Origin of the sequence: Lacrimispora xylanisolvens, from assembly GCF_002934545.1 — a bacterium.
GTDB classification, from domain to species: Bacteria; Bacillota; Clostridia; order Lachnospirales; family Lachnospiraceae; genus Lacrimispora; species Lacrimispora xylanisolvens.
In genome coordinates, this window is the sequence record NZ_PTJA01000004.1 from 101,434 (window position 1) to 127,026 (window position 25,593).

General features: G+C 42.1%; 25 protein-coding genes. 7 read left to right on the forward strand and 18 right to left on the reverse strand.

The features are described 5' to 3' along the window. Window positions 1–11 precede the first annotated feature (11 nt). The 5 genes from BXY41_RS08505 to BXY41_RS08525 are packed head-to-tail and all read left to right on the forward strand — an operon-like array spanning window position 12 to window position 4,557. Window positions 12–1,058, forward strand: a complete 1,047-nt coding sequence (locus tag BXY41_RS08505; protein ID WP_104436402.1) for a nucleotidyltransferase family protein — start codon at window positions 12–14, stop codon at window positions 1,056–1,058. Further along, entirely contained in the window at window positions 1,055–1,702 is a 648-nt protein-coding gene (locus BXY41_RS08510) for an acetyltransferase (RefSeq protein ID WP_104436403.1), read from the forward strand. The genes BXY41_RS08505 and BXY41_RS08510 overlap by 4 nt, the downstream gene beginning before the upstream one ends. Continuing rightward, complete coding sequence (neuB, locus tag BXY41_RS08515) at window positions 1,695–2,690, forward strand: N-acetylneuraminate synthase (protein WP_146088562.1); 996 nt, start codon at window positions 1,695–1,697, stop codon at window positions 2,688–2,690. The genes BXY41_RS08510 and neuB overlap by 8 nt, the downstream gene beginning before the upstream one ends. Next, complete coding sequence (gene neuC, locus BXY41_RS08520; RefSeq protein ID WP_104436405.1) at window positions 2,687–3,850, forward strand: UDP-N-acetylglucosamine 2-epimerase; 1,164 nt, start codon at window positions 2,687–2,689, stop codon at window positions 3,848–3,850. Before neuB ends, neuC begins: the two co-directional genes overlap by 4 nt. Then, complete coding sequence (locus BXY41_RS08525; RefSeq protein ID WP_104436406.1) at window positions 3,850–4,557, forward strand: acylneuraminate cytidylyltransferase family protein; 708 nt, start codon at window positions 3,850–3,852, stop codon at window positions 4,555–4,557. The genes neuC and BXY41_RS08525 overlap by 1 nt, the downstream gene beginning before the upstream one ends. Here the strand turns inward: BXY41_RS08525 and BXY41_RS08530 are convergent. The 14 genes from BXY41_RS08530 to BXY41_RS08600 all read right to left on the reverse strand — a co-directional run bounded on the left by BXY41_RS08530 (window position 4,552) and on the right by BXY41_RS08600 (window position 19,510). Beyond that, a complete protein-coding gene (locus BXY41_RS08530; RefSeq protein ID WP_242980120.1) occupies window positions 4,552–5,697 on the reverse strand; it encodes a M20/M25/M40 family metallo-hydrolase in 1,146 nt (381 codons plus the stop codon). The genes BXY41_RS08525 and BXY41_RS08530 overlap by 6 nt on opposite strands. Window positions 5,698–5,715: 18 nt before the next feature. Beyond that, window positions 5,716–7,692, reverse strand: a complete 1,977-nt coding sequence (locus tag BXY41_RS27135) for a glutathione S-transferase C-terminal domain-containing protein (RefSeq protein ID WP_104436407.1) — start codon at window positions 7,690–7,692, stop codon at window positions 5,716–5,718. A gap of 50 nt (window positions 7,693–7,742) precedes the next feature. After that, window positions 7,743–8,234, reverse strand: a complete 492-nt coding sequence (locus tag BXY41_RS08540; RefSeq protein ID WP_104436408.1) for a GNAT family N-acetyltransferase — start codon at window positions 8,232–8,234, stop codon at window positions 7,743–7,745. Continuing rightward, window positions 8,227–9,249: a glutathione S-transferase C-terminal domain-containing protein gene (locus BXY41_RS08545; protein WP_242980121.1), complete on the reverse strand. Its 1,023-nt coding sequence runs from the start codon at window positions 9,247–9,249 to the stop codon at window positions 8,227–8,229. The genes BXY41_RS08540 and BXY41_RS08545 overlap by 8 nt, the downstream gene beginning before the upstream one ends. A 13-nt stretch (window positions 9,250–9,262) precedes the next feature. Further along, window positions 9,263–10,021: an amino acid ABC transporter ATP-binding protein gene (locus tag BXY41_RS08550; protein WP_104436769.1), complete on the reverse strand. Its 759-nt coding sequence runs from the start codon at window positions 10,019–10,021 to the stop codon at window positions 9,263–9,265. Window positions 10,022–10,030: 9 nt separating this feature from the next. Continuing rightward, entirely contained in the window at window positions 10,031–10,756 is a 726-nt protein-coding gene (locus BXY41_RS08555) for an amino acid ABC transporter permease (RefSeq protein ID WP_104436410.1), read from the reverse strand. A 23-nt stretch (window positions 10,757–10,779) separates the two neighbouring features. Further along, entirely contained in the window at window positions 10,780–11,715 is a 936-nt protein-coding gene (locus BXY41_RS08560) for a transporter substrate-binding domain-containing protein (RefSeq protein ID WP_104436411.1), read from the reverse strand. A 29-nt stretch (window positions 11,716–11,744) separates the two neighbouring features. Beyond that, the gene (locus tag BXY41_RS08565; RefSeq protein ID WP_104436412.1) at window positions 11,745–12,722 is read right to left on the reverse strand and encodes a glutathione S-transferase family protein; all 978 of its coding nucleotides are present in this window, start codon (window positions 12,720–12,722) and stop codon (window positions 11,745–11,747) included. Between the two features lie 148 nt (window positions 12,723–12,870). Further along, window positions 12,871–13,803 (reverse strand): cysteine synthase A, encoded by a 933-nt coding sequence (cysK, locus tag BXY41_RS08570; RefSeq protein WP_104436413.1) that lies wholly within the window; start codon window positions 13,801–13,803, stop codon window positions 12,871–12,873. 345 nt (window positions 13,804–14,148) lie between these two features. After that, a complete protein-coding gene (locus BXY41_RS08580; protein ID WP_104436415.1) occupies window positions 14,149–15,333 on the reverse strand; it encodes a MalY/PatB family protein in 1,185 nt (394 codons plus the stop codon). Next, entirely contained in the window at window positions 15,326–16,480 is a 1,155-nt protein-coding gene (locus BXY41_RS08585; protein WP_104436416.1) for a trans-sulfuration enzyme family protein, read from the reverse strand. The genes BXY41_RS08580 and BXY41_RS08585 overlap by 8 nt, the downstream gene beginning before the upstream one ends. Window positions 16,481–16,618: 138 nt before the next feature. After that, window positions 16,619–17,527 carry a LysR family transcriptional regulator gene (locus BXY41_RS08590; protein WP_104436417.1) on the reverse strand — a complete coding sequence of 303 codons (909 nt, stop codon included), beginning with the start codon at window positions 17,525–17,527 and terminating at the stop codon, window positions 16,619–16,621. A gap of 73 nt (window positions 17,528–17,600) precedes the next feature. Then, window positions 17,601–18,908: an O-acetylhomoserine aminocarboxypropyltransferase/cysteine synthase family protein gene (locus tag BXY41_RS08595; protein WP_104436418.1), complete on the reverse strand. Its 1,308-nt coding sequence runs from the start codon at window positions 18,906–18,908 to the stop codon at window positions 17,601–17,603. Between the two features lie 143 nt (window positions 18,909–19,051). Beyond that, window positions 19,052–19,510 carry an HIT family protein gene (locus tag BXY41_RS08600; protein ID WP_104436419.1) on the reverse strand — a complete coding sequence of 153 codons (459 nt, stop codon included), beginning with the start codon at window positions 19,508–19,510 and terminating at the stop codon, window positions 19,052–19,054. 160 nt (window positions 19,511–19,670) lie between these two features. Here BXY41_RS08600 and BXY41_RS08605 point away from each other — a divergent pair, with 160 nt between their 5' ends. Further along, on the forward strand, window positions 19,671–20,312 hold the full coding sequence (locus tag BXY41_RS08605; RefSeq protein WP_104436420.1) for a superoxide dismutase: 642 nt from the start codon (window positions 19,671–19,673) through the stop codon (window positions 20,310–20,312). Between the two features lie 462 nt (window positions 20,313–20,774). Here the strand turns inward: BXY41_RS08605 and BXY41_RS08610 are convergent, their stop codons facing one another. After that, window positions 20,775–21,152 (reverse strand): hypothetical protein, encoded by a 378-nt coding sequence (locus BXY41_RS08610; protein ID WP_104436421.1) that lies wholly within the window; start codon window positions 21,150–21,152, stop codon window positions 20,775–20,777. Between the two features lie 214 nt (window positions 21,153–21,366). Here BXY41_RS08610 and BXY41_RS08615 point away from each other — a divergent pair, with 214 nt between their 5' ends. Further along, window positions 21,367–22,086, forward strand: a complete 720-nt coding sequence (locus BXY41_RS08615; RefSeq protein ID WP_170072290.1) for a LytR/AlgR family response regulator transcription factor — start codon at window positions 21,367–21,369, stop codon at window positions 22,084–22,086. Between the two features lie 285 nt (window positions 22,087–22,371). On the opposite strand, the gene BXY41_RS08620 is transcribed toward BXY41_RS08615, so the two are convergent. The 3 genes from BXY41_RS08620 to BXY41_RS08630 all read right to left on the reverse strand — a co-directional run bounded on the left by BXY41_RS08620 (window position 22,372) and on the right by BXY41_RS08630 (window position 25,575). Next, window positions 22,372–23,382 (reverse strand): GGGtGRT protein, encoded by a 1,011-nt coding sequence (locus BXY41_RS08620; protein ID WP_104436423.1) that lies wholly within the window; start codon window positions 23,380–23,382, stop codon window positions 22,372–22,374. A 74-nt stretch (window positions 23,383–23,456) separates the two neighbouring features. Further along, window positions 23,457–24,149 (reverse strand): iron-sulfur cluster assembly scaffold protein, encoded by a 693-nt coding sequence (locus BXY41_RS08625; protein ID WP_104436424.1) that lies wholly within the window; start codon window positions 24,147–24,149, stop codon window positions 23,457–23,459. A 178-nt stretch (window positions 24,150–24,327) separates the two neighbouring features. After that, window positions 24,328–25,575 (reverse strand): C40 family peptidase, encoded by a 1,248-nt coding sequence (locus tag BXY41_RS08630; RefSeq protein WP_104436425.1) that lies wholly within the window; start codon window positions 25,573–25,575, stop codon window positions 24,328–24,330. Window positions 25,576–25,593 lie beyond the last annotated feature (18 nt).

Below are 25,593 nucleotides of genomic sequence, written 5' to 3' on the forward strand. Positions count from 1 at the left end.
GAGGGATTGGCATGGACGTGGAAAAATTCTTTGTTACGCCGGACATTCCAATCAGAGATGCAATCCGGCAGTTAGATGAGACGGCTATGAAAATGCTGCTGGTTGTAAATAATCGAAAGCTGACAGGTGTTATAACAGATGGAGATATCCGCCGGTGGATTCTGCAAAACAAGGATTTGTCCATGCCAGTGCATCATATCATGAACCCCTCCCCCATTGTTATAAAAGAAGAGGAACTTTCCAAAGCACTGAATATCATGAAGGAAAAGCGAATTGAAGGGCTCCCTGTGGTAAGTGACAGCGGCCAGGTCCTTGATCTGGTCTTCTGGAATGAACTGCAGCCTGAAAAGAAGCAGCCTGTAAGGAAAAGGAAAACTCCGGTAGTAATCATGGCAGGAGGGAAAGGTTCCAGGCTTTACCCTTATACAAAGATTATTCCAAAACCACTAATTCCCATCGGAGATACCCCAATCGTGGAACGAATCATGAATCAGATGATGTCCTATGGATTTACAGAGTTCTATTTAACCGTTAATTACAGAAAAGAGCTGATTAAAGCATATTTTAACGGAGATCGGCGTTATCATCTTCATTTTGTGGAGGAAAAGGAAGCCCTTGGAACAGCAGGATCCCTGACTCTTGTAAAGGATCAGATTCCCGGAAGTTTTTTTGTCAGCAACTGCGATATTCTGGTTGATATCAATTATGCAAAGCTCCTTCTTTTCCATCAAAAAAGTAAAAATCAGATTACGGTTGTGACAGCAATGAAAAACTATGAGATTCCTTATGGAGTAATCTCCTTAGACCAAAACGGCTGTATTCAATCCATGAGTGAAAAACCAAAGTATGAATTTCTGGTCAGTACAGGGCTTTATGTACTGGAAAAAGATATTTTAAAATATATTCCCTCGGACACACCGTTTGACATGCCGGATTTAATCCGCCTGTGCATGAAGAATGACGAAAAAGTGGGCGCTTACCCGGTTATGGACAGCACATGGCTTGACATGGGGGAATTCAGTGAAATGAAAAAAATGGCTGAGAGAATGAAACTATGAAAAAGAAACTCATCCTCCTTGGCGGCGGAGGTCATGCGGAGAGTGTAATTGATACCATTCGTTCAAAAAAAGAATACCAGATTGAAGGGATCTTAGACAACGGCAAAAGCCGTGGAATGACAGTCTCCGGTATTATGGTGCTTGGATCTGATGAACTTCTTGCAGATATTTATGGCAGAGGGATCCGATATGCGGTAATTGCAATCGGTAGCGTAGGAAATCCACAGACAAGAATCCGGCTTTTTGAAGAGTGTAAGGCTATCGGCTATCAGCTCCCTTGCATTATTGATAAAAGTGCTGTACTACCCACAGATCTTCATATGGGGGAAGGGATCTTTATAGGAAAAGGAGCAGTCATAGGAGCGGGCGTGAGCCTTGGTAATGGCTGTATCATTAACAGCGGCTCGATTCTGGAACATGGCTGTACAGTTGGAAGTTTTGCTCACACAGCACCTGGCTGTACACTCTGCGGCAACGTAAAAATAGGGGATAATACCCATATAGGTGCTGGAAGTACTGTAATTCAGAATCTGACCATTGGAAGTAATTCCATGATCGGTGCAGGAAGCCTGGTCCTGTCTGACATTTCCTCAAACAAGCTGGTATATGGGAGTCCTACAAGGGAGGTTGGTCGTTTTGAGTAAAATTATGATAATAGCCGAGGCCGGAGTGAACCATAATGGGGATTTAAACATTGCCAGACAGTTAATTGATGCCGCATGTGCAGCAGGAGCTGATGCGGTGAAATTCCAGACCTTCCGTGCAGAGCTATTAGCTACTCCCAAAGCAAAAAAAGCAGATTATCAGTTTCATAATACAGGAACGGATCATTCTCAATTTAAAATGTTAAAGGATCTGGAATTATCCTGGAATAATTTTAAGCTTCTCTCCGACTACTGCACGTTACGCGGCATCCGGTTTCTGTCCTCTCCTTTTGATGAGGACAGCATGGAGTATCTGGACAGCATAGGTATGGAGATCATTAAAATTCCATCCGGTGAGATCACAAACTATTGTTATTTAAAAAAAGCTGCTGCATTTAAAAAACCAATTATCCTTTCTACAGGAATGTCAACGCCCGCAGAAATACAGGATGCTTTAAAGCTTCTGGACCAGAGCGGACAGGATATCACACTGCTCCACTGTTCCAGTATTTATCCAACACCCATGGAAGATGTAAATTTAAACGCCATGATTACCTTGAGAGAGACGTTTCATAAAAAAACAGGATATTCTGATCACACTGCCGGAATCGAGGTAGCGGTGGCTGCGGCTGCACTTGGAGCCTGCGTCATTGAAAAGCATATGACTCTTGATAAAACCATGCCAGGGCCGGATCACCGGATGAGTCTGGAACCAGACGAATTTAAGCATATGGCTGATAGTGTGCGAAATATTGAAAAAGCAATGGGAAACGGAATAAAAGCTCCTGCAGGAGACGAACTGAAAAACCGGGATCACGTAAGAAAGTTTCTGGTAGCTGCAAAGGACATTCCCATGGGAGAACCATTTACCATGGATAATCTCTGTGCCAAACGCTGCTCTCCTGGAATATCGCCTATGAAGCTTCCTCAGATTCTTGGCACTCTTGCAGACAGAAACTATGGAAAGGATGACAAAATAGGGGAATGATCAGACTATGTGTGGTAACTGGCAGCCGGGCGGAATACGGTCTGCTGACTCCATTAATCCGGAATATAATGAAAGACCAGGACTTGAAACTACAGCTTCTGGTTACGGGAACTCATCTGGATACCCGGTTCGGACTTGATTATCAGGCAATGGAACAGGACGGAATTGTGATTGACGAAATGGTGGAAATGAATCTGGCCAGTGACACTTCCTATGGCATCTGCAGATCCATGGGACTGGAGCTGATTGGTATTTCCGGGGCCTTTGAACGGTTAAAACCCCATATGATACTGCTTCTTGGAGACCGCTATGAGATTTTTACGGCAGCAAGTGCCGCTGTGATCTGCAAGATTCCAATCGCCCACATACATGGAGGGGAACTGACTCAGGGGGCTTATGACGACTGCATGCGTCATGGAATCACTAAAATGAGTTATCTTCATTTTACCAGCACGGAAGAATACAGAAAGCGGGTGATCCAGCTGGGAGAATCGCCTGACAGAGTTTTTAACGTGGGTGCACTGGGCATAGAACAGATTAAGAGTCTGACTCTCCTGTCAAAAGAGCAGCTGGAACAATCACTTCATACAGCTCTGCCCTCCCCTCTTTCCCTGGTCACATACCATCCGGCTACCCTGGATCCTTTCAGTGCAAAAAATCAGTTTCAGCCGCTTTTAGACGCTCTGGATTCCTTTCCAGAGCTATTTACGGTGTTTACAGGGAGCAACGCCGACACTGGTGGAATTCAGGTCAATGAAATGGCGAAATCCTATTCCAGACAACATCCGGAGCGGGCGGCATTCATTTCTTCTTTAGGTTCCCTTCGGTATTTAAGTCTGATGAATCTGAGCAGGCTTGTTATCGGCAACTCTTCCAGCGGAATTTTGGAGACTCCCGCCTTTCATGTTCCCACAGTGGATATCGGACTCCGGCAAAAAGGCAGAATAAAGCCAGATTCTGTTATCAGCTGCGGTACAACCGCCGAAAACATCCGTAATGCAATTACTCAGGCAATGAATCTGGATCTCAAGAACCATAAGTACGAAAATCCCTATGATTGTCCGGGAACCAGCCAAAAAATCCTGACATGCATAAAAGAGGCGTTTCACAAGGGAATTCATTTAGAAAAAGAATTTTATGATATTGATTGGAGACTGTAATGATCCGGAATAAAAGAGTTCTTGCAATAATACCAGCCAGAAACGGCTCAAAGGGCATCAGGGATAAAAATATCAAAGAAATGAATGGGAAGCCATTAATGGGATATACCATTGATGCCTGCATAAAAGCAGGATTTTTTGACGATATCCTTGTATCTACCGATTCAAAGCTTTATCAACAGACAGCGGTAGAACTTGGTGCCTCAGCTCCATTTTTACGACCTCCTCACCTCTCTGGTGATGAAGCAGCCTCTGGTGATGTGATCCTCCACGCAATAAATGAAATGAAAAAGCTTGGGAAGGAGTATGACTATTTTATGCTGCTTCAGCCTACCTCTCCCCTGAGAAATGAAGAACATATCCTGGAAAGTATGAATTTGCTGTTTGAAAAACATGCCGATTCTGTAATCAGTGTCTGTCCTTATGACTGTAAATGTTATCTGTCCGTGGAAATTGCTGAAACCGGTGAACTTAAAACGCCAGATTCCTTAAAAAAACAAATAAGGAGACAGGATGTAAAATCCGGCTTCCGGATCAACGGCGCCATCTATCTTACATCTGTCCCCAATTTTCTTAACTATGGTAATTTTTACAGCGGAAAAACTTATCCCTATTTTATGAATCCTTTCGACTCTGTCGACATCGATGACAACGATGAGTTCTATCTGGCAAAACTCATACTTCGTGACAGAGCTGGTACGTCATGAGGGTTGGCAGGTCATAAGGCCCAGAGCCAGTAGTGCACTTTTCTCCAACTGGTCTGCTGTTGTGTATTCGCTTGTGGTATGCACCTCATTCATACCGCAGGCGACCACAATGCCCCTGATTCCGTTGCGTACAAAATGGTTGTTATCGCTGCCGCCCAGTGTTTTATGGGTGATGGCCTCTACGCCAATGTCATCGCAGACCCTTCTAAAGCGCTTTACCACTTCTTCATCCTCATGGATTTCATAAGCCTCGATCTGCTTTTCAAAGGTAACTTCTATGCTTCCCCCGCGGCAGCCCGCAGCTTCTTCAAAGACTTTTTTCAGCTTTTCCCATTCTTCCATAGCACGGTCATCCTTAAGGCTGCGAATCTCACCAATTAAAATACACTCATCCGCAACAATATTTCCCTGCTTTCCTCCGCTTATCTTTCCGATGTTAACCGTAGTCTCTTCGTCAGCCCACCCCTGCCTGATGCGGGATATGGCGGTTGCTGCAATCTCTATGGCATTGATTCCAAGCTGGGGGCAGAAACCGGCGTGGGCATTTTTTCCCTTTACTTTGATTTCAAAGGACAGAAGGGTAGGCGCTGCCAACGCTGCATTGCCGATCTCACCGCTTAAGTCAAACACGTATGCCTGTTTGGAATGGATGGTCGAATAGTCCGCAAGCTGGCTGCCTTTTCCGTAATTTTCTTCTGCCACAGGGAACAAAACTTCAATATCCGAATGGGGAATATCTTGCTCCTTCATACTGCGGACTGCCTCCAATATGGCTGCAATTCCGGAAAGATCGTCTGCTCCCAGAACCGTCTCTCCTTCAGAAGTAATCACACCGTTTTCATCCTCTGTGGCATGCTTCCCAATTCCGGGTCTCACCGTATCCATATGAGCGGATAAAAGAACCGGTTCTCCAGCCGTATTGCCTTTTAAATAACCGTAGAGATTACCTGTTGGAATTGCATCTCCATAACCTGCTATCCGTTCTTTCAGACGAATACCAGCATCATCTTCTTTCACGGCAAATCCCAGCTGTTTCATCTCTTCAATCAGATAATCTGCAATTTCTCTCTCATGATACGTCTCTGAATCAAATTCCACCATTCGTTTAAACTGGCTGACCAGCCTGCTTCTGTTAATCATTCAATCACCTGCCTGGAATTATTTAGTCACTGATTCCTGTCTTTTAAACTTTTCTTCTGGAGTTTTACTTAACTGTTTTCTGTTCTGCGGGGCTGACCAGATGCCTTCGTAATCAATCTGATCCACAAAGCGGGAATTAAAATCCTGGAAAAGAGATTTGTTATCTGATCTCGATGCCGCAATATCGCGGAAATAGGTATTATTCCGAAATGCAGGGATCACATATAAATCTTTTAAGTATCCCCATATGTTTTCATAGTCCACCACTCTGCGTTTAATGGGACCAAGGTTTCTGTAGTAATGGGTATCAAACCTTGCCAGCGTTACAAAAAGTCTGACATCACTGTCTGTTACATAATCTCCGAATAAAAACCGGCTGGCAGACAGCCGTTCCTCAATCTGATCCATGGCACGGTAAAAATCGTCAAAAGCCTCTTCATAGGCTGTGATCGACTGAGCAAACATCATGCGGTAAGTGGCATTATTGACATTTGGAAACAGCCAGTCATTATAGGCATCGATCTCACTTCTTAACTCAACCGGATAAAGATCCGGTGCATCAACCGCCTGAAACGGACGGAATGCTGTTTCGAAATAATTCGTCAGCCTGTGATAATCATTATTTACTACCTTTTTTGTGGTAATATCTACCAGAGCCGGAACGGTGCAGCGACCTTTGTAATCAGGATCAGCATTGTAATAAAACTCGCTTAAAAACTGTGCTTTTAAAACAGGATCTTTTCTGTCCTCATTATACACGAATTCCCATCCATATGCACTATTTTCTTTGCTGTGCCCCACAAGATTAATTCCAATCGCCTCTTCCAGACCCAGCAGCTCTCTTACGATAGACGCCCGGTTAGACCAGTGGCAGCCTTTTGCCCAAAACAGCCGGTACCGTCCCCTCTCTGCCTTTAACTCTCCTTCTGCCTCTCCAAATGGTGTTGTAAAGTGATTGGGCTGGCGGATAAAGGCTCCTCTTTCATCGATTTCATTCTCGATCTCTTTTGGCCTGGGTCTTGGTACTGGGCTGCTCCCTGTATGAAACTGGATTTTGTCTCTGCCATGAGGCGTATTCCATGAAGTTAGATCCGGACCCTTTGGTACGATTTTATATGGATTACCAGCCACCGCACACAAATGATAATGCTTCTTAATTGCTTCAAAATCAGTCGTTTCCTTAAATTCAGGTAACGAATACAGATCTCTTACATAGCCCCAGAGATTTTTAAAATCGGTAATACGGCTGCGGTTTAACTGAAAGCCATTATAATATGCACTGTCAAAGCGTGCCAGAGTTACGTAAAGGCGCACATCGGATTCTGTAATGCTGTCTCCAAAAAGGTAACGGCTTTTACCAAGCCTTTCCTCCAGCCAGTCCAGGCGGGAGAACACCAGATTATAAGCCTCGTTGTAAGCTTCCTGACTTCTTGCAAAACCTGCCTTATAGACTCCGTTATTAATTTCATGGTATAGAATCTCATTTAATTCGTCGATTTCCCTGCGCAGATTTTCCGGATATAAATCAGGCGCACCTGGCTTATGATACTTCTTCCATTCCACTTCCCAGTATTTTGTCAGGTTAAAGTAGTCGTTATTTACCACCTGCCCGGTTGTTAAATCAACGACTGCAGGTACGGTAAATCTTCCGCTGTAATTTTCATCTGCTTTTAGATAAGCCTCACTTAAATACCGGATTCCCAGCACCGGATCTTTTCCACCCTCATCTAATGTAAACGCCCAGTCCGTTCTCCCCACATCCGGTCTGACCGGATCAAGAGTTCCAAGGCTTATCACATCTTCCAGTCCCAGAAGCCTTCTTACGATGACAGACCTGTGTGCCCATGGGCAGGCAGGTGACCAGATCAGACGGTAGCGTCCCGCTTCCACCGGAAGATTTCCCTCCTCTGTACCAAAAGGAGTTGTAAAACGGTTTTTCTGGCGTTTAAATGTTCCATCCTGCTGGACTTCTTCTTTAATAAACTTTTCTGACATTCCGATTCCCTCTTTCTTTTATTCTTCCCTTAAATCCCATCAATCAGGATTTATTTATGTTTCATATCTTCTCTGCCATACTCATCTGCAAACCGGAATGTCTGAGGCAGCATAAATCCCTGATTCTCCATCCATTTTAAAGAATCTTCTGTTCCGCTGAAGATGCACATCGCAGTCTTATTTCTTCTGAATCCCATTTTTTCATAAAGAGCCACTGTTCTTGGATGGGTATAGAGAATAATATTCTGACCCCTTACCTGATCAAGCAGTTTTGTAATCAGGGTTCTTCCTATTCCCTGTCCCTGAAATTCATCGTCAAGTGCGATATTATAAATAGCTGCCTGACAGACACCGTCAGACAGCGCTCTTCCAACGCCTATTATCTTTTCTTCGTGATAGACAAAGACCACTGCATAGCTGTTTGTGAAAATAGTCTCCTGTTCTTCTGCGGTGTGATCCGATAAACCAGAACGGCGCAGAACATCGGAAACCTCCTGCCAGTTGATATTTTCTTTTGTTGTTTTAAATGTAATCTCAGACATGCTGCTCCTCCTGAAGCAGGAACTTCTCTTTGGGATTCCTGCTTAAAAATTCTCTATCAGCCTGAAGCTCCCAGCCACTTACATCTGGTCCCTTCGCCACAATGGAATGCACATTTCCCCACAACGGTTTTAAATGGGGAGAAAGCTGATAATGTCTTTTATAAATATCAAAATATGTACTTTCTTTAATTTCAGGAACATGATATAAATCTCTGGCATAAGACCACAGATTTTTATAATCTGTCAGTCTTTTTTTGTTTGCTTTAAAAACCTGATGATATACTACATCAAATCTGGCAAGGGTGGGATACAGCCTGATGTCGGAATCAGTAATATAATCTCCCAATAAAAACCGCCTGCTTTCCAACCTTTTATCTAAAATATCCATTGCTTCAAAAAACAGATGGTACGCCGTTTCATATGCAGCCTGAGACCGTGCAAATCCAATGTCATAAACACCGTTATTGATCCTATGAAAGATAAAATGGTTCCACTGGTCGATTTCTTCTCTTAAATCTGCCGGATACAGCTCCGGTGCTGATTTCTTATGGTATGGTTTCCATGCCGTTTCAAAATAAACAGGAATCCAGAAATGATCATTATTCACTCCCCGTCCTGTAAAGGTATCTGCCAGAATTGGTACCGTTGGTCTTTCCTTATAATCTCCTCCAGGCGCATCCCTGTCATATAGTTCTTTTAAATAATGAATGCCTAAAACAGGATCTTTTTCACCCGGATCTTCAGTAAATACCCAGCCTTTGGGATCTCTGTAGATTCCTGTTGTTCCCAGGCTGATCACACGATCAAGTCCAAGCAGTCTTCTTGCAATCACCACTTTATGTGCATGGGGACAGGCTGGCATCCACAGGAGTCGATACCGGTCTGGTTCCACCGGCCATTCTCCCTCTTTATCGCCAAATTTGTCTCGAAAAAAATTTTCCTGTATTGTTATTTCACCATCTGACTGAATCTGATGGCGAAACGTGTTTTCAAAAATTTCAACACCTTCAGCCAAACCGTCCGCCTCCTTATATTGCATATTCCGTGTTTTCCAGCATATGGATTTTCACCAGAAATTCCTTTAACCGCTCATTGTCCGGATTGTCAAAAATCTGTTTTGGAGTGCCGTCTGCCACAATTTTTCCGTTTTCTAAAAAGATAATGCGGTTAGCCACATTCTTTACGAAATTCATTTCATGGGTTACTAAAAGTATGGTATTGCCTTCGGTAGCCGCCTTTTTAATTGTGACCAGAACTTCACTGACCAGCTCCGGGTCTAATGCTGATGTAGGTTCATCCATCAAAAGCAGTTTGGGCTCCATAGCAAGTGCTCTTGCAATTGCCACCCGCTGCTGCTGACCCCCTGATAAATGCCTGGGGTAATGGGTAAGCCGGTCGCCCATTCCCACTTTTTCAAGCTGTTTCTCAGCAATCCTCTTTGCTTCGCTCTTCTTTATCTTTTTTACCACAGTTAAGCCTTCCATCACATTTTCCAGTGCGGTCCGGTTTTTAAAAAGGTTGAACTGCTGAAACACCATCTCTGTATAACGCCTTAACTCCAGCTTTTCTTTTGCGGACCGGGTAGTTAAATTAATTTCTTTATTATTAATCCGTATTGTTCCCTCCTCCGGCTTCTCCAGCAGATTAATGGAGCGCAGAAGCGTGGATTTCCCAGTTCCGGAAGGCCCGATAATTGCCACAACGTCACCTTCTTCAATATCCAGATCCACATGATCTAAAACCACATTGCTGCCATACTTTTTGCACAGTCCGCGAATTTCAACCACACTCATCTTCTATGCCTCCTTTTTCTCTGCAATCTGTTCCGGAACGCTCATCTTCTTTTCTATGTAAGTAAAGAGGCGTTCAATAAAAATGGTAATAACCCAGTAAATGATAGCGAGGGAACAGTATACTTCAAAGTAACGATAGCTGTTTCCTGCCAGGATTTTGCCCTGTGCTGTGATTTCCACAACCGAACAGGTAAAGGCCAGCGAAGTGCCCTTTACGAGTCCGATAAGGGAGTTTCCAAGAGAAGGGATTGCCACCGTTACAGCCTGGGGAAGAAGAACCCGATAGAAAATCTGCAGCCCATTCATTCCTAATGACTTGGCTGCCTCCACCTGACCTTTTTCTACAGACTGTATGGCGGCACGAATGGTTTCTGAATCAAATGCTGACTGGTTTAACCCAAGTGCTACGATTGCAAAAATAATCGGCGGGATCCCATTGACGTTATAGGATGTTCCATTATAAAAATTGTAATATTTTAAGAAAATGGGTATTCCAAAGTACGTTAAGTACAGCTGAACGATAATAGGAGTTCCTCTGACCACTGAAACAAACAGGGTACAAAGCTGCTGTAATACCGGTATGCGATGTATCTTTACAATAGCAATGAAGAGTCCTGCCACCCAGCCAATAATTAACGCAATCAGCGTCAGCTGTATGGTTACCGGTAAATATTTTAATAATAAGGGGATCTCTGTAAATACCAGCTGCCAATCAAATATTTTGCTCATCTTGTGCCTCCAGCCATGGGTTTTTATTTATAAGAAGGAGAATAGTCGGAACCGAACCATTTCAAGTTGATTTCCTTAGAGGTTCCGTCTTCGATCACTTCTTTTAATGCCTGATTCAGATCTTCAACCAGCTTTTCATTTCCCTTGCTTACAATTAAGTAGCTGTAAGGCTCTTCCATTAAATCCTTTGCTACATCACTGCTGATAGAGACACCAGTCACATTAAAATTAAATTCTTTCTCGTAATATTCAAACATCGGTTTATCCATTAATACAAAATCATATTTTCCAGCTTCCACATCCTGAATCTGAAGAACCAGATCCTCGTCGCTATACTCGATGTTAATGGCTTTCTGAGGATTTGCTGCATTGTAGTTCTCCAAAGCAGTTGTAATGTTAATTCCGGATTGTGATATGGTTTTTAATCCGGAAAGATCTTCCCAGGTGTTAATACTCTCCGCCTTTTTATTGTCTTTTGCAAAAATTGCCACGTACTCATTAGCGAAAATAGGATCTGTAAATAAATATTTTTCTTTCCTCTTTTCATTTTTCGCGAAATTATTCACTCCGATCTGATAACGGTCTGAATCAAGTCCTGCAAAAATTGATGGAAAATCGGTTACTTCTATTTCCAGTTTATACTGGGGAAGGCGGTCAAATATAGCTTTAATCAGTTCAATGTTATGGCCAGTCAGCTGATTACTGCTGTCTACAAAGGTAAATGGTTTAGGGGATCCGCCTGTTGCTGCATAAATTGTAACAGGTTCTGCCGCTGCAGTAGTTTCACTTCCTGACTGGGCAGCCACAGAGCTGGTTTCCTCTTTCTTTGATTCTTCTGACGCTTTTGCCGTGGTGGTTTCAGCTGGTTTCTGTGAATTGCTGCATCCGGATAATGCTCCTAATATGGTGGCTGCTCCCAATACTCCAACTATCGCTTTTTTTAATCGATCTCTTTTCATAATTTTTTCTCCTCTTTTTAATTCGATTTTTACTTTGCTTTAAATTTTTCTTTCCTGTTATGAGGTTCATCCCAGATCGACACATCCGGTCCTAAGGGAAGAATACCATATGGGTTATGTGCATGATTTCCAAGTAAGTAGCCTTTTTTAATGGAATTAAAATCTGTGGCTTCCTTAAATGCCGGTATGGAATATAAATCCTTTGCATAATTCCACAGATTCTCAAATTCTGATAACCGGTTTCTGTTGGTTTTAAATGCAAAATAGTAAGCGGTATCAAATCTGGCAAGTGTTACATAAAGCCGGATATCGGAATCCGTAATCTGATCTCCAAATAAATATCTGCTTTTTGAGAGCCGCTCTTCCAGCCAGTCGAGTCTCTGAAACAAAACATCGTACGCTTTTTCGTACTCTGCCTGAGATTTGGCAAACCCGGCTTTGTAAACTCCGTTATTAATTTCGTGAAATAGAATTACATTCAGTTCATCAATTTCTTTTCTTAAATGTTCGGGATAAAGATCTGGTGCGTTCTGCTTATGAAACGGTTTCCATACAGTCTCCCAGTAATTAGTCAGATGGTGATAATCGTTGTTTACCACCTTTCGTGTTTTTAAATCTACAACGGTAGGAACGGTTGCTCTTCCTTCGTAGTCCGGATCGGTTGCTGCGTAGATCTCAGGCAGATAACGAATTTTAAGAACTGGATCCACATTTCCCTCATCTAACGAAAATTCCCAGCCATTCTCTGTCCTGACCGGACTGACGGTTCCAACACTGATTACATCTTCCAGACCCAAAAGCTTCAGTGCGATGATCTGTCTTGTGGCCCAGGGACAAAGGGGTGTCCAGATCAACCGGTATCTGCCGGCTTCAACCGGAAGTTCACCTTCCCCACTGCCAAAAGGTGTGATAAAATAATTATCCTGTCTTACAAAAGCGCCTGTTTCCGATACTTCATGTGCATCCTCACTGGTTGCTACCTTACCAAATTTATCTTCTATCGCCATACTTTTTTCCCTTCTTTCCTGCTTCGTCTTGCTTCGTGTGAATATCATACCACAATTGTATGTTAATAGGTAATATGTATAAAAAACAACTGGCAATAAGAATATCTTATAACCAGCCGTTTTTTTAACATGGTAATTTTATTATATTTTATGCGAATAATGGTGTTGATAAATACCGGTCACCGGAATCAGGAAGTAATACAACAATGGTCTTTCCCTTGTTTTCAGGTCTTTCCGCAACAAGCTTTGCTGCCTTTAATGCAGCTCCGGATGAAATACCAACCAGAATTCCTTCTGTGACTGCAAATGACTTGCCTTCTTTAAATGCATCTTCATTTTCAACGGTAATTACTTCATCATAGATTGCAGTATTTAATACCTCCGGTACAAATCCGGCTCCAATTCCCTGAATCTTATGAGGCCCTGGTTTGCCTCCGCTAAGTACAGGGCTGCTTGCCGGCTCCACTGCCACGATCTGCACATTGGGATTTTTTTCCTTTAAATAGGCTCCAACACCTGTTACAGTTCCGCCTGTACCTACACCTGCAATAAAGATATCAACGGTTCCGTCCGTCTGTTCCCAGATCTCCGGTCCGGTTGTCTCTTTATGCACTTTTGGGTTGGCAGGATTTACGAACTGTCCTAATATCACGGAACCTTCAATGGTATCCTTTAATTCATCTGCTTTTTCTATAGCACCTTTCATACCCTTGGCACCTTCTGTGAGAACCAGTTCTGCGCCATAGGCCTTTAAGAGATTTCTTCGTTCCACGCTCATGGTATCGGGAAGAGTCAGGATTGTTTTGTATCCCTTTGCTGCTGCTACAGCTGCAAGACCGATTCCTGTGTTACCGGAAGTTGGTTCGATGATAGTCGCCCCTGGTTTTAAAATTCCTTTTTCCTCTGCATCTTCAATCATCGCTAAAGCAATACGATCCTTTACGGATCCGGCTGGATTTAAATATTCCAGCTTTGCCAGAAGTGTAACCCCTTCTACTCCCTCCGCTGCACTGTAGCGGCTGATTTTCAGTATCGGTGTTCCTCCAATAAGTTCTACTGCACTTTCTTTAATTGATCCCATATCCTTATCCTCCATATTATCATTTTATTGTTTCATTATTATTGTTTTTAAATTATAAAGAAGCAGCTGCTTCTAAGGCACCTGCTTTCATCTTTTATGGGATAAATAAATACCCCCATATCCGATGCTGCCAGGCATTAGAAAGAGCAATCCAATGAAACTGTTTTTTTTCTATAACAAACAGCCTGGCAACAACATATATACTGATTCCACTTACGGTTTTTCTGATCTCTGTTATTTTTCATATGGAACTGCCACCTTTCTACCTACAACATTAATATGTTTATATGTTATAATTATATTAATGCAGAATGCGAAAAGTGTCAATACCTTTTTTCAAAGATTCTATAAATTTTTAACCGCTGTTTTTAATTGATCCAATGCTTCCATGATAATCGATCGGGGACATGCGATGTTAATCCGTTCAAAACCTTCTCCTATGGAACCGAACATGGCGCCGCTGTCCAGCCACAAACCAGCCTTTTTTACAATCAGCTCTTCCCGTTCCTGTTCACTTAAGCCTAATGCCCTGAAATCCAGCCATATGAGATAAGTCCCATCCGGCTCAATCAGTTTAATCTGCGGTAAATTGTCCGTCAGATAAGTACGTACAAGGTTTATATTTTCTTTTAAATACTCCATCAGCTGGTCATGCCAGTCTTCTCCATACCGGTATGCGGCCTCGCAGGCAGTTAATCCTAATGCATTTAACTGGCTGTATCCGGCAGCTGCAATTTCTTTTTTAAACTTACGTTTTAATTCCGGATTGGAAATAAAAATATTGGAAATCTGCAGTCCCGCCACATTAAACGTCTTACTTGGAGCGGTGCAGGTAATGGTTCTGTTCTTAAGCTTCTCATTAATTGCTGCAAACACCTGATGTTTTCCCTTAAACACAAAGTCCTGATGAATCTCATCGCTGACAACAATGATATCCAGACGCTCACAGATCTCACCAAGCTGAGTCAGCTCTTCTCTTGTCCATACTCTTCCCACCGGATTATGAGGACTGCAAAGGAAATACAGTTTTACCTGATTTTCAACTGCCTTTTTTTCAAAATCTTCAAGATCCATATGATAGATCCCATCTTCACCCAGATATAAGGTATTATCAATGATCTTTCTGTCGTTATCTTCTATCACTTCACTAAAGGGATAATAAACAGGCTGCTGAATCATGACACCGTCTCCCGGTTTTGTGTATGCTTTCACTGCCATGGCAAGTGCGAAAACCACACCTGGTGTTTTAACCAGCCATTTTCTCTCAACTGCCCAGCCATGACGGCGACCCATCCAGTCCTGCACTGCCTCAAAGTACTCCTCTTTCCCCTCACTGTAGCCGAAAATCCCATGTTCCACACGGTCTTTTAATGCATCAAGCACAGGCTGGGGTGCTTTGAAATCCATATCTGCTACCCAGAGCGGCAGGATCCCTTCTGGTTTTCCCCTTTGAACTGCAAAGTCGTATTTGATACAGCTTGTATTTTTTCTGTCTATCCGTTCATCAAAATCAATTCGTTCTTTACTCATGAAATACCCGCTCCAATTCATTTATTAAATCCTGTACATCCTCGATTCCCACCGATAGCCTTAAAATCCGGTCTGTGATTCCATTGGCAGCCAGTACATCTGCAGGCACATCTGCATGTGTCTGAGTGATGGGATATGTGATCAGTGTTTCCACACCGCCAAGACTCTCTGCAAACCGGATGAGACACACATTCTTTAGTATACTATGGGCAAGTTCCTTTGACTCCACCTCAAAGGTTACCATACAGCCAAAGCCTCTCGCCTGCTTTTTACAGACTTCGTGTCCGGGATGGTCTGTAAGACCAGGATAATAGATCTTGTTAACTTTTTTCTCGTTTTTAAGCCAGTCCACCAGATTTTTAGCATTCTTCTCTGCCTGGTTCATACGAATCGCCAGTGTCTTGATTCCCCGTAAAATAAGCCAGCTGTCAAAGGGAGCCAGACCGGAACCTACTGTTTTTATGATAAACCGCAGTCTTTCTGCTATTTCTGCTGATGAAGTAACAAGAAATCCAGCTATGGTATCGTTATGTCCTCCCAGGTACTTGGTTCCGCTGTGTACCACCAGGTCTGCGCCCAGTTTTAACGGATTCTGGAAGTAGGGAGACATAAATGTATTATCCACAATCAAAAGAATCCCATGCTTTTTGGTGATTTTAGCAAGCTCTTCAATGTCGGTTACATTCATCATGGGATTGGTAGGGGTTTCAACAAAAACAGCTTTTGTGCTTTCACTGATCAGTTCTTCCACTTTCTCGTAAGAGGAACCGGAGCAGTCTACGGAATCAATTACGATGCCGTTTTTCTTGCTGATGTTGTCAAACAGCCGGATGCTGCCTCCGTATAAGTCACAGTCTGTAATAATGTGGTCACCCGGCGCAAACAGTTCCATAAGTGCTGTAATTGCTGCCATTCCGCTGGAAAATGCCAGAGCATCGATGCCGCCTTCCAAAGAGGCTACTATATTTTCCAAATGCTCTCTGGTTGGGTTTTGCAGACGGCTGTAATCGTATCCGGTCCCTTCCCCTACTCCTTTATGGGCAAATGTGGCAGTCTGATAAATGGGGAAGCTGATTGCTCCTGATTGATCCACCGTAAGTTCTTTCCCATCACCATATAAACATTTTGTTGAAATTCCATATTCCATGTTAAGTCACCGCTTTCTATTCTTTATCGTGATTCTTAAATAACAGTATATCAGCCCCACAGACAGTAGCGGTATGATTGAAAAACAATAGCCTGCTATTTATAATTTCTATAACAACAGCAAACTTACTTCTTATTCTTACAGAACCTGTTTCTCAAATTTTTTCAATTCCGCTATATATTTTTCTCCCAGAATACTGAGGGGCATTTTTCTCTTTTTAATGTAACCAATCCGCATCCGGTCGCTGGTATTAAGAGGAATGGCACAGTATTCATCCCCATTCAAATCCTCACATATAATCCCGGAACAAAGGGTATACCCGTTTAACCCCACCATTAAATTCAGCAGTGTGGCTCTGTCATCTGCCTTAATGATCTGCTTGTATTCATAGGTACTGAATACTTCTTCTGCAAGATAAAACGCATTGTTCGTTCCCTGTTCAAACGAAAGACAGGGATAATTTTTTAAATCCTCAAATTCAATCAGTTTCTTTTGTGCCAAAGGACTTCCTTTCCAGAGATATACATAAATCTTGCACTGGAACAGCTCTGTAAATTCAAGATCGCTGTCATGAATCAGCTTTTCCATTGATTTCTGATTAAATTCATTGAGATAAAGAATGCCCAGTTCACTCTTCTGATTCTTTACATACTCAATTACGTCGTATGTTCTGGTTTCGTGAACCGCAAATTCATAATCATCCATTCCGAATTCTTTTGCCATATGAATAAATGCCTGCACTGCAAAGGTATAATGCTGCATGGAGACACTGAATTTTTTCTTGAATTTTTCTTTTTTCACAAACCGTTCTTCCATCTGACGGTACTGCTCCAGCATCTGTCTTGCGTATCCTAAAAATTCTTCCCCTTCCGGCGTAATTACAATTCCCCGGTTAGACCGTAAAAACAGCTGAAGACCTATTTCTTCTTCTAAATCCCTTATTGTACTGGATAAACTGGGCTGGGTAATAAATAACTCCGCCGCCGCTTTATTCATGGATTTCTGATTTGCAATGCAAATGGCATAACGAAGCTGCTGTAATGTCATAAGTCCTCCTTTTATTCTGCCTGCGCAAAAGCTGCCATAGAACCTATGGCAGCCTGCATATAATCTGATTCAGTTATTTAACCGCCTGAAATGCTTCTTCCAGGTCTTCAATAATGTCAGATGCATGTTCTGTTCCGATTGAAAGACGGATGGTGTTGGGCTTAATTCCGGAATTTTCAAGTTCCTCTTCAGTCATCTGTGAATGAGTGGTTGATGCAGGATGAATCACCAGAGACTTCACATCTGCAACATTTGCAAGAAGAGAGAATAATTCCAGCTGATCAATAAAATCCTTCGCTTTTCTTGCATCTCCCTTGATTTCGAAGGTGAAGATGGAACCGCCTCCATTGGGGAAATATTTGGCATATAATTCCTTTTGACTCTCATCATCGGAAATGGATGGATGATGAACTTTTTCAACCTGGGGATGATTTTTCAAATATTCCACAACTTTCAGCGCATTCTCAACATGGCGCTCCACTCTTAAGGATAAGGTCTCAAGTCCCTGTAAAAAGATAAATGCATGAATTGGGGATAAGCAGGCTCCTGTATCACGAAGTAAAATCGCCCGGATCTTAGTCACGTAAGCAGCAGGACCGGCTGCCTTTGTGAAGCTGACCCCATGGTAACTTGGGTTTGGATCTGTGAGTGAAGAAAATTTTCCTGATGCCTCCCAGTCAAATTTTCCGCCATCTACAATTACACCACCAATGCTGGTTCCATGTCCGCCAATGTATTTTGTAGCAGAATGTACCACGATATCAGCACCATATTCGATAGGTCTTACCAGGTAAGGGGTTGCAAATGTATTGTCTACAACAAGCGGAATTTTATGTGCGTGTGCAATCTTTGCGAACTGTTCAATATCCACCACATCGGAATTGGGGTTTCCCAGGGTTTCAATAAAAATCAGCTTGGTATTTTCCTGAATGGCATTCTCTACTTCTTCATAATTAAATGGATCCACAAAGGTAGTGGTAATACCATAATCAGGAAGTGTATGCTCCAGCAGGTTGTAAGTGCCTCCATAGATATTCTTTGCTGCGACTACGTGATCTCCGTTCTTTGCAAGGTTTTCGATGGAATAAGTTACTGCTGCCGCTCCGGAAGCCGTAGCCAGTGCTGCCACACCGCCTTCTAATGCTGCAATTCTCCGTTCAAACACATCCTGGGTGGGATTGGTCAGTCTGCCATAAATATTCCCTGCATCTGTTAAATTAAATCTTGCAGCAGCATGGTCACTGTTATGGAACACATAGGAAGAGCTCTGATAAATAGGTACTGCTCTGGCATCTGTCACGGAATCTGCCTGCTCCTGGCCAACGTGTAACTGCAATGTCTCAAATTTAAGATTTCTTTCTCCTCTGGTCTTCTTGCTCATATTCGTATCCTCCTGTGGGGTAAAATGCTGTTTCGCATGTTCTTGTTAAGTGGTATTATACTGGATTTTTTTATCCTGTGTTAATATTTATAACTATGATCTGGCTATAGGAAAAATCTATAGCCAGATTCTTAATGATAAGATTAGTCCTGCTGAGCCAGAAGTTTCTCCAGTTCCTCATTGAGTTTTTCTTTCATAAGGAAGAGGGTTTCATCTCCCGGCAGGTACTTATCATTATAAAGTTCCTCCACCGGCAGCTTCCAGACAGGACCAGGAGCTGGTGTATCGCCAACGGTTCTGGGATAGAAATGCCAGTGCATATGTGTGAAATTACCGCTTCCCAATAATTCATAATTCAGTTTATCTGGCCCAAAAGCCCGGTAAACTGCCTCTGCAGTCAAAGCCATCTCCTGCAAAAAACGGTTTTTAAATTCCTTTTCCAGAAAATGAAGCTCCGACGCATGTTCCTTACACAAAAAAACAGTATAACCCTGAAATCTCTGGTGATCCCCCAGCACTACATATCCTGTCTCCAATTCCTTTACAAAATACGGATTTCTGCCTTCTTTAATAAGCTGTATCCGGTCACACACTCCGCACATAGCTGCACCTCTCCTTTTTCCACTTTTTCTGCTTCTCATCTTTTGTTATTATACAACAGATTTTCCACCAGCACACTATTTTTTTATTCCTTGCTTATCCATCATATCTCAATGGCTTTGGAATATATATATACAAAAATGCAAAAGGAAAAATCTGCCCATGAACGAACATTATCCATTTGTGAATCCACCGCTTCCCTATGCATACGACTCACTTGAACCTTATATCGACACTCAGACCATGTACATTCACCACGACAGACAGCTTCAGAGATATGTAGTGGAACTAAACACCATCCTGCGTGATTATCCGGAGCTGCAGAATCTTTCTTTGGAACAGCTTCTTACAAATACGGAAAGCCTTCCGGAAGAGATCCGACAATCTATTATCAACTACGGCGGCGGCGTTTACAATCATATTATCTATTTCAATGGCATGATTAATTCCCAGGAGCGTTCACAGGCCGAAACACTATATCCAATTATATTAAGGGATTTCGGAACAATAGAGGATTTTTTTAATGAATATAAAAGAAAAGCACTATCTGTTTTCGGTTCCGGGTATGCATGGCTGGTTGTCGACCAGAATGGAACTCTATCAATCGTAACCACCCCGAACCAGAATACTCCAATCTCATTTGGATTTTGTGTGATCTCCGGCATGGATGTCTGGGAGCATGCCTATTTTCTGCAGCGTTTTAATGACCGGGCTGCATACATCGAAGACTGGTTCCATGTGGTTAACTGGCAGGAGGCTGATGCACGGTATAAACGGTGTATGGGGATTGATGAGGAGCAATAAGTGCAAAAGGGAGAACCAGGTATTCACTTGGTTGCTCCCTATTAATGCGCCTCTTGCAAAATCGTGTTTCCAGATTTATAATTATACTATTACTTATTGTACAAGCGTGTGTATTTTCTGCACTTGATAGAAAGGACGTATTTGTGAAGAACTCTTTTAAAATTCTGTTTCACCCTCTAAGTCCATTTACAGCTTTCTTGTTCGGTATAATTATTGGCTTTATAATATCTCCAATAAAAAAAGGCATCTACTTTGGTAATCGAGACATTACTTATTAAACAAATAGAAAAGAAGTATTACCTTATTTCGTGTTTTATCTTTATTTATGTCTAGTACTCGGTCTGCTAATGGACGAATCACACAATTCAGGACCTACGCTCATAGATGTGTGCCTGCGGGGCACACGTAAAAAAAACGCCCTCTATCTGTCAGAGAGCGTTGCAATTCTATACTTATATAATCTTATTTTTCAGCTTTTTCATCTTTTACGAAATACATCTTCGTGCCTTCCAGCTCGAAAAGCAGTTTCGAATCTGTGATCGGACATTCAATGGTCTCTCCGTCAGACTTTATTGTAATAACATTGTCCTTTTCTGACCAGGTACCCTCTCCATTTTCAGTTCCAAAATTAAGTGTTACCTTTTTTGCATCAAATTTAATGGTTGCAGCATCCATAGCACTCGCTAACAGTTCCCCTTCAAGTACGATTCCCTCAGCTTCCACTGAATTTAAAGTCCAGGTTGTTCCTACGTAGACAGAATCATTTTTTGCTCCGCAGCCTACCAGCATAGCACCAAGCACCATTAAAATTGCAAGTAAAATTGATAACCTTTTTTTCATGACTTCCACTCCCTCTTTTGTAATTTAATTGATTCACTCGGCACTACTTTTATATTTATACCGAGTTCTGGTAAAGTTTATTATAATATATAATTACAGTCAATACTTTTGTCGCAAAATGCATGATTATGGCGTAAAAATCAAAAAAACATTTGCAATTCAACATAATTATGGTATATTTGTTACATCAGGATTAGAAAAATTGAGGAATATCATGAAACTTGTAATTTTAGATTCAATTACCACTGATAGAAATCATTTGATCGTTTTTTTAGAAAGATATTTCCAGAAGCGTCTGATTGATTTCTCATTACATGAGTATTCATTACATAAAAATATGTTTGAACATGAAAATTTCCAAAGTGAAAAGCTTCCATGTTGTTTTATTAACTTATCAGAAACTGATCAAAATGGTTTGGAAATAGGTCTTAAAATTCGTCAAATGAATCAGGATAGTATTATATTCTTTACTTCCAACAGTCCCCAGTATGCAGCAGAAGCTTATCGAATGCAAGCAGATGGATATTTTCTTAAGCCTATTCGAAATAAAGAATTAGAAGCTTCTCTTGATAAAAGTTTAAAAAACATAAATTTTATTTACAAGAAAATACAAATACGTTCAGAATATATGACAATGAATATACCCCTTAAGGATATTATCTATATTGAGGTGTTTAATAAAACCTGTATTATTTATACAAAACAAAAAACAATTACCTGCTCAATTTCATTAAGTGAATTGGAAGAGAGATTGAAAAAAGAAGGATTTCTCCGGTGTCATAAAAGCTATCTGGTTAATATGAATTTTATTGAAGAATATAACAATTTTGGTTTCTTTCTCACTAACAAACAATTCATCCCCATATCAAAACGGGAACGTTTAAAACACCGTGAAACCCATCTAAATTGGTTATTGAAATCCATACCTGATTAATGACTGCAACTCGGGAAATGTTAGTGTGACAGAGACTTATTGTAGCAATTACAATTTATGCAAACAATATGGTACTTATGGTGAGAGTTGTGAAGAGGATCCTTATATAGGCATCTACACCTATTTTGATAATAGTGAGAAGCAGATAATAAAAATTCTGGCAAGTATTGATCAGAAGCTCTCAAAACTTCTGGAAAAATAGATATAAAAAGAGGAGTCGCCCTAAGCGAACTCCTCTTTTCTATATCAAATGGTATTTTCCCTTGAAAAATCAAGGTTTTATCATTAGAATTTACCTGCGTTAGCAGCCTCTTCGATTCCAACAGCTACAGCTACAGTGGCTCCAACCATAGGGTTGTTACCCATACCGATCAGACCCATCATTTCTACATGAGCCGGAACGGAAGAAGAACCTGCGAACTGAGCGTCAGAGTGCATACGTCCCATAGTATCTGTCATACCATAGGAAGCTGGACCTGCTGCCATGTTATCTGGGTGAAGGGTACGTCCTGTACCGCCGCCGGAAGCGACTGAGAAGTACTTTTTGCCTTTTTCTGTACATTCCTTTTTGTAGGTTCCTGCTACCGGATGCTGGAATCTGGTTGGGTTGGTGGAGTTACCAGTGATGGAAACGTCAACGCCTTCCTTCCACATGATAGCAACGCCTTCTGTTACGTCGTTAGCGCCGTAGCAGTTAACTTTTGATCTTAAACCTTCGGAATAGGATTTTCTGAACAGTTCTTTTACTTCGCCTGTGTAATAATCCATCTCAGTTTCTACATATGTAAATCCATTGATTCTGGAAATGATCTGAGCTGCGTCTTTTCCTAAACCGTTTAAGATTACTCTTAATGGTTTCTGACGTACTTTGTTTGCCTTCTCAGCAATACCGATAGCGCCTTCTGCTGCTGCAAAGGACTCGTGTCCAGCAAGGAAACAGAAGCAGTCTGTGCCCTCTTCCAGAAGCATCTTTCCAAGATTACCATGACCGATACCTACATTACGCTGATCAGCTACGGAACCTGGGATACAGAAAGCCTGAAGACCTTCACCAATTGCTGCTGCTGCATCTGCCGCTTTTCTGCAGCCTTTTTTGATTGCGATCGCTGCGCCTACTGTATAAGCCCAACAAGCATTTTCGAAACAGATAGGCTGGATCTTCTTCACCTGTTCGTAAACATCCAGACCTGCATCTTTTGTAATCTTTTCCGCTTCTTCAATGGAAGCGATGCCATAGCTGTTTAAAACAGAATTGATTTTGTCAATTCTTCTCTCATATGATTCAAATAAAGCCATTATCTTGTCCTCCTTATTATTGGCCAAATCTCTTCGCTTTCATAACCGGATACCGGCAGGCTTTCGCCGACCGATTATTCGTGTCTTGGGTCAATGATCTTTGCAGCTTCCGCTACACGGCCGTACTGTCCTTTTGCTTTCTCCCAAGCAGTGTTGGGATCATCACCCTTCTTGATGAAGTCAGTCATCTTACCAAGACTTACGAACTGATAACCAATGATCTGATCTTCTGCATCAAGAGCAATGCCGGTTACATAGCCTTCAGCCATTTCCAAATAGCGAGGACCTTTCTTTAAGGTTCCATACATGGTACCAACCTGAGAACGAAGACCTTTTCCTAAGTCTTCCAGTCCCGCACCAACTGGAAGTCCGTCTTCTGAGAATGCACTCTGAGTTCTTCCGTATGCGATCTGTAAGAATAATTCTCTCATCGCTGTATTGATGGCATCACAAACAAGGTCTGTATTCAATGCCTCTAAAACGGTTAATCCTGGCAGAATCTCAGCTGCCATAGCAGCGGAGTGTGTCATACCGGAGCATCCGATTGTTTCTACTAATGCTTCCTGAATAATACCCTCTTTTACGTTAAGAGTCAGCTTGCATGCGCCCTGCTGGGGAGCACACCAGCCAACACCGTGTGTCAGACCGGAGATATCTTTAACTTCTTTTGATTTTACCCATTTTGCTTCTTCTGGGATTGGAGCAGCGCCGTGATGAACGCCCTGTGCTACTGTGCACATCTCTTCTACTTCATGTGAATAAATCATGTTAAAACTCCTTTCAAATAAGTAATCATCATGAAAAGTACTTTGTTAATTATATCACATCATACTTGATACCATTTTCTCATATTCTGTCGAATTCCGCAAGTGTTTTTTAGGGCTTGCAAAACAGCCAGAGGAAGAAACTGACCCATTCCTTCTCTCCGGCCGGTTGTTTTACACACTATTGTATCACTCTTCTGACCGACAAGATGGTACGGTAAGTGGCTGTACCAACCTTGATACCGGTAGCTGGAGAGCTTGCATGAACAATCTGACCATTCCCGATATAAATGCCAATATGACCTGCGTAACAGATTAAATCTCCAGGCTGGGCTTCGGAATAAGGGACTTCTGCTCCGACAGAACGCTGCTCGGAGGAACTTCTTGGCAGGGAGTATCCAAAATGTCTGTATACACCCTGTACAAATCCGGAGCAGTCTGTTCCGTTTGTCAGACTGGTTCCGCCAAACACATAGGGGTTCCCCACAAACTGCAGACCGTAATCCGCAACAGATCTTCCCTGAGCCGTTCCCCCTGTACTTTTCGATGCAGAAGGTCCGGAGTATTTGTTATTATTATTGGTGCTTCGGCTGCCGGTGTTAGAGGCAGCTTTTTTCCTTGCATCCTCTTCCGCCTTTTTTCTCGCCTGCTCTGCTGCTTTTTTTCTGGCTTCTTCTTCCTTGGTCTTACGGATTTCCTCATTCTTCTTTGCTACCGTCTGAGCATAAAGATCCGCATCCTTCTTGGCCTGTGCCAGCTGGCTGTCAAAATTAGAGACTTCTTTTTTCTTTGTTGCAATGAGAGTTTCCAGCTGTTTCTTCTGATCCTTATACTCCAGCTCCATTACTTCCATCTCATTCTTGTCCTCTTCCAGATCGTCCTTATAATCAGCAACCTGCTGTTTGGTCTCCTGGAATTTTACAAGCATCTTCCGGTCATATGTATAGATTCCTTCCACATATTCCGCTTTATTAAGCAGATCCGACATATCCTTTACCTGCAGAAAAATATCCATGTATTCTGTATCACCCTTCTCATACATATACTGGATTCTTTTTTTCATGGCAAGATACTGCTTCTCTTCTTCTTTCTTCGCTTCCTGGTAATCCGATTCAGCCTGTTTAATTTCTTTTTCCTTATTGGCCATATCGTTTTCCAAGACTTTAATATCTGATAAAAGAGCGGTTAAATCAGTGGTAAGCTTAGAGACCTGATTCTGAGCCGCATTTTTCTTATTGGCTGCATCCTGTGCCTGTTTATTGGCCTCATTCAGCTTTTTCTGAGCTTCCTGCTTTTCTTTTTCGGCCTTGGAAGTCGCAAAGACCGGAACAGTCTGTGTGCAGACCATGGCACTTATCATGATACCGCAGAACAGTCTTCGAAATACCCCTGCATTTTTATGATACATAATCTGTACTTTTCGTTTCATCGTCAGTTCCTTTGCATT

Bases quoted from the DNA above. Each gene is read 5' to 3' on its own strand.
- BXY41_RS08560 (WP_104436411.1), bottom strand. From the start codon at position 11,715: ATGAAAAGAGATCGATTAAAAAAAGCGATAGTTGGAGTATTGGGAGCA.
- BXY41_RS08525 (WP_104436406.1), top strand. From the start codon at position 3,850: ATGATCCGGAATAAAAGAGTTCTTGCAATAATACCAGCCAGAAACGGC.
- BXY41_RS08605 (WP_104436420.1), top strand. From the start codon at position 19,671: ATGAACGAACATTATCCATTTGTGAATCCACCGCTTCCCTATGCATAC.
- BXY41_RS08505 (WP_104436402.1), top strand. From the start codon at position 12: ATGGACGTGGAAAAATTCTTTGTTACGCCGGACATTCCAATCAGAGAT.
- BXY41_RS08555 (WP_104436410.1), bottom strand. From the start codon at position 10,756: ATGAGCAAAATATTTGATTGGCAGCTGGTATTTACAGAGATCCCCTTA.
- BXY41_RS08630 (WP_104436425.1), bottom strand. From the start codon at position 25,575: ATGAAACGAAAAGTACAGATTATGTATCATAAAAATGCAGGGGTATTT.
- BXY41_RS08615 (WP_170072290.1), top strand. From the start codon at position 21,367: ATGAAACTTGTAATTTTAGATTCAATTACCACTGATAGAAATCATTTG.
- BXY41_RS08625 (WP_104436424.1), bottom strand. From the start codon at position 24,149: ATGATTTATTCACATGAAGTAGAAGAGATGTGCACAGTAGCACAGGGC.
- BXY41_RS08530 (WP_242980120.1), bottom strand. From the start codon at position 5,697: ATGATTAACAGAAGCAGGCTGGTCAGCCAGTTTAAACGAATGGTGGAA.
- BXY41_RS08590 (WP_104436417.1), bottom strand. From the start codon at position 17,527: ATGACATTACAGCAGCTTCGTTATGCCATTTGCATTGCAAATCAGAAA.
- BXY41_RS08565 (WP_104436412.1), bottom strand. From the start codon at position 12,722: ATGGCGATAGAAGATAAATTTGGTAAGGTAGCAACCAGTGAGGATGCA.
- neuC (WP_104436405.1), top strand. From the start codon at position 2,687: ATGATCAGACTATGTGTGGTAACTGGCAGCCGGGCGGAATACGGTCTG.
- BXY41_RS08580 (WP_104436415.1), bottom strand. From the start codon at position 15,333: ATGAGTAAAGAACGAATTGATTTTGATGAACGGATAGACAGAAAAAAT.
- cysK (WP_104436413.1), bottom strand. From the start codon at position 13,803: ATGGGATCAATTAAAGAAAGTGCAGTAGAACTTATTGGAGGAACACCG.
- BXY41_RS08600 (WP_104436419.1), bottom strand. From the start codon at position 19,510: ATGTGCGGAGTGTGTGACCGGATACAGCTTATTAAAGAAGGCAGAAAT.
- BXY41_RS27135 (WP_104436407.1), bottom strand. From the start codon at position 7,692: ATGTCAGAAAAGTTTATTAAAGAAGAAGTCCAGCAGGATGGAACATTT.
- BXY41_RS08510 (WP_104436403.1), top strand. From the start codon at position 1,055: ATGAAAAAGAAACTCATCCTCCTTGGCGGCGGAGGTCATGCGGAGAGT.
- BXY41_RS08620 (WP_104436423.1), bottom strand. From the start codon at position 23,382: ATGGCTTTATTTGAATCATATGAGAGAAGAATTGACAAAATCAATTCT.
- BXY41_RS08610 (WP_104436421.1), bottom strand. From the start codon at position 21,152: ATGAAAAAAAGGTTATCAATTTTACTTGCAATTTTAATGGTGCTTGGT.
- BXY41_RS08595 (WP_104436418.1), bottom strand. From the start codon at position 18,908: ATGAGCAAGAAGACCAGAGGAGAAAGAAATCTTAAATTTGAGACATTG.
- BXY41_RS08585 (WP_104436416.1), bottom strand. From the start codon at position 16,480: ATGGAATATGGAATTTCAACAAAATGTTTATATGGTGATGGGAAAGAA.
- BXY41_RS08540 (WP_104436408.1), bottom strand. From the start codon at position 8,234: ATGTCTGAGATTACATTTAAAACAACAAAAGAAAATATCAACTGGCAG.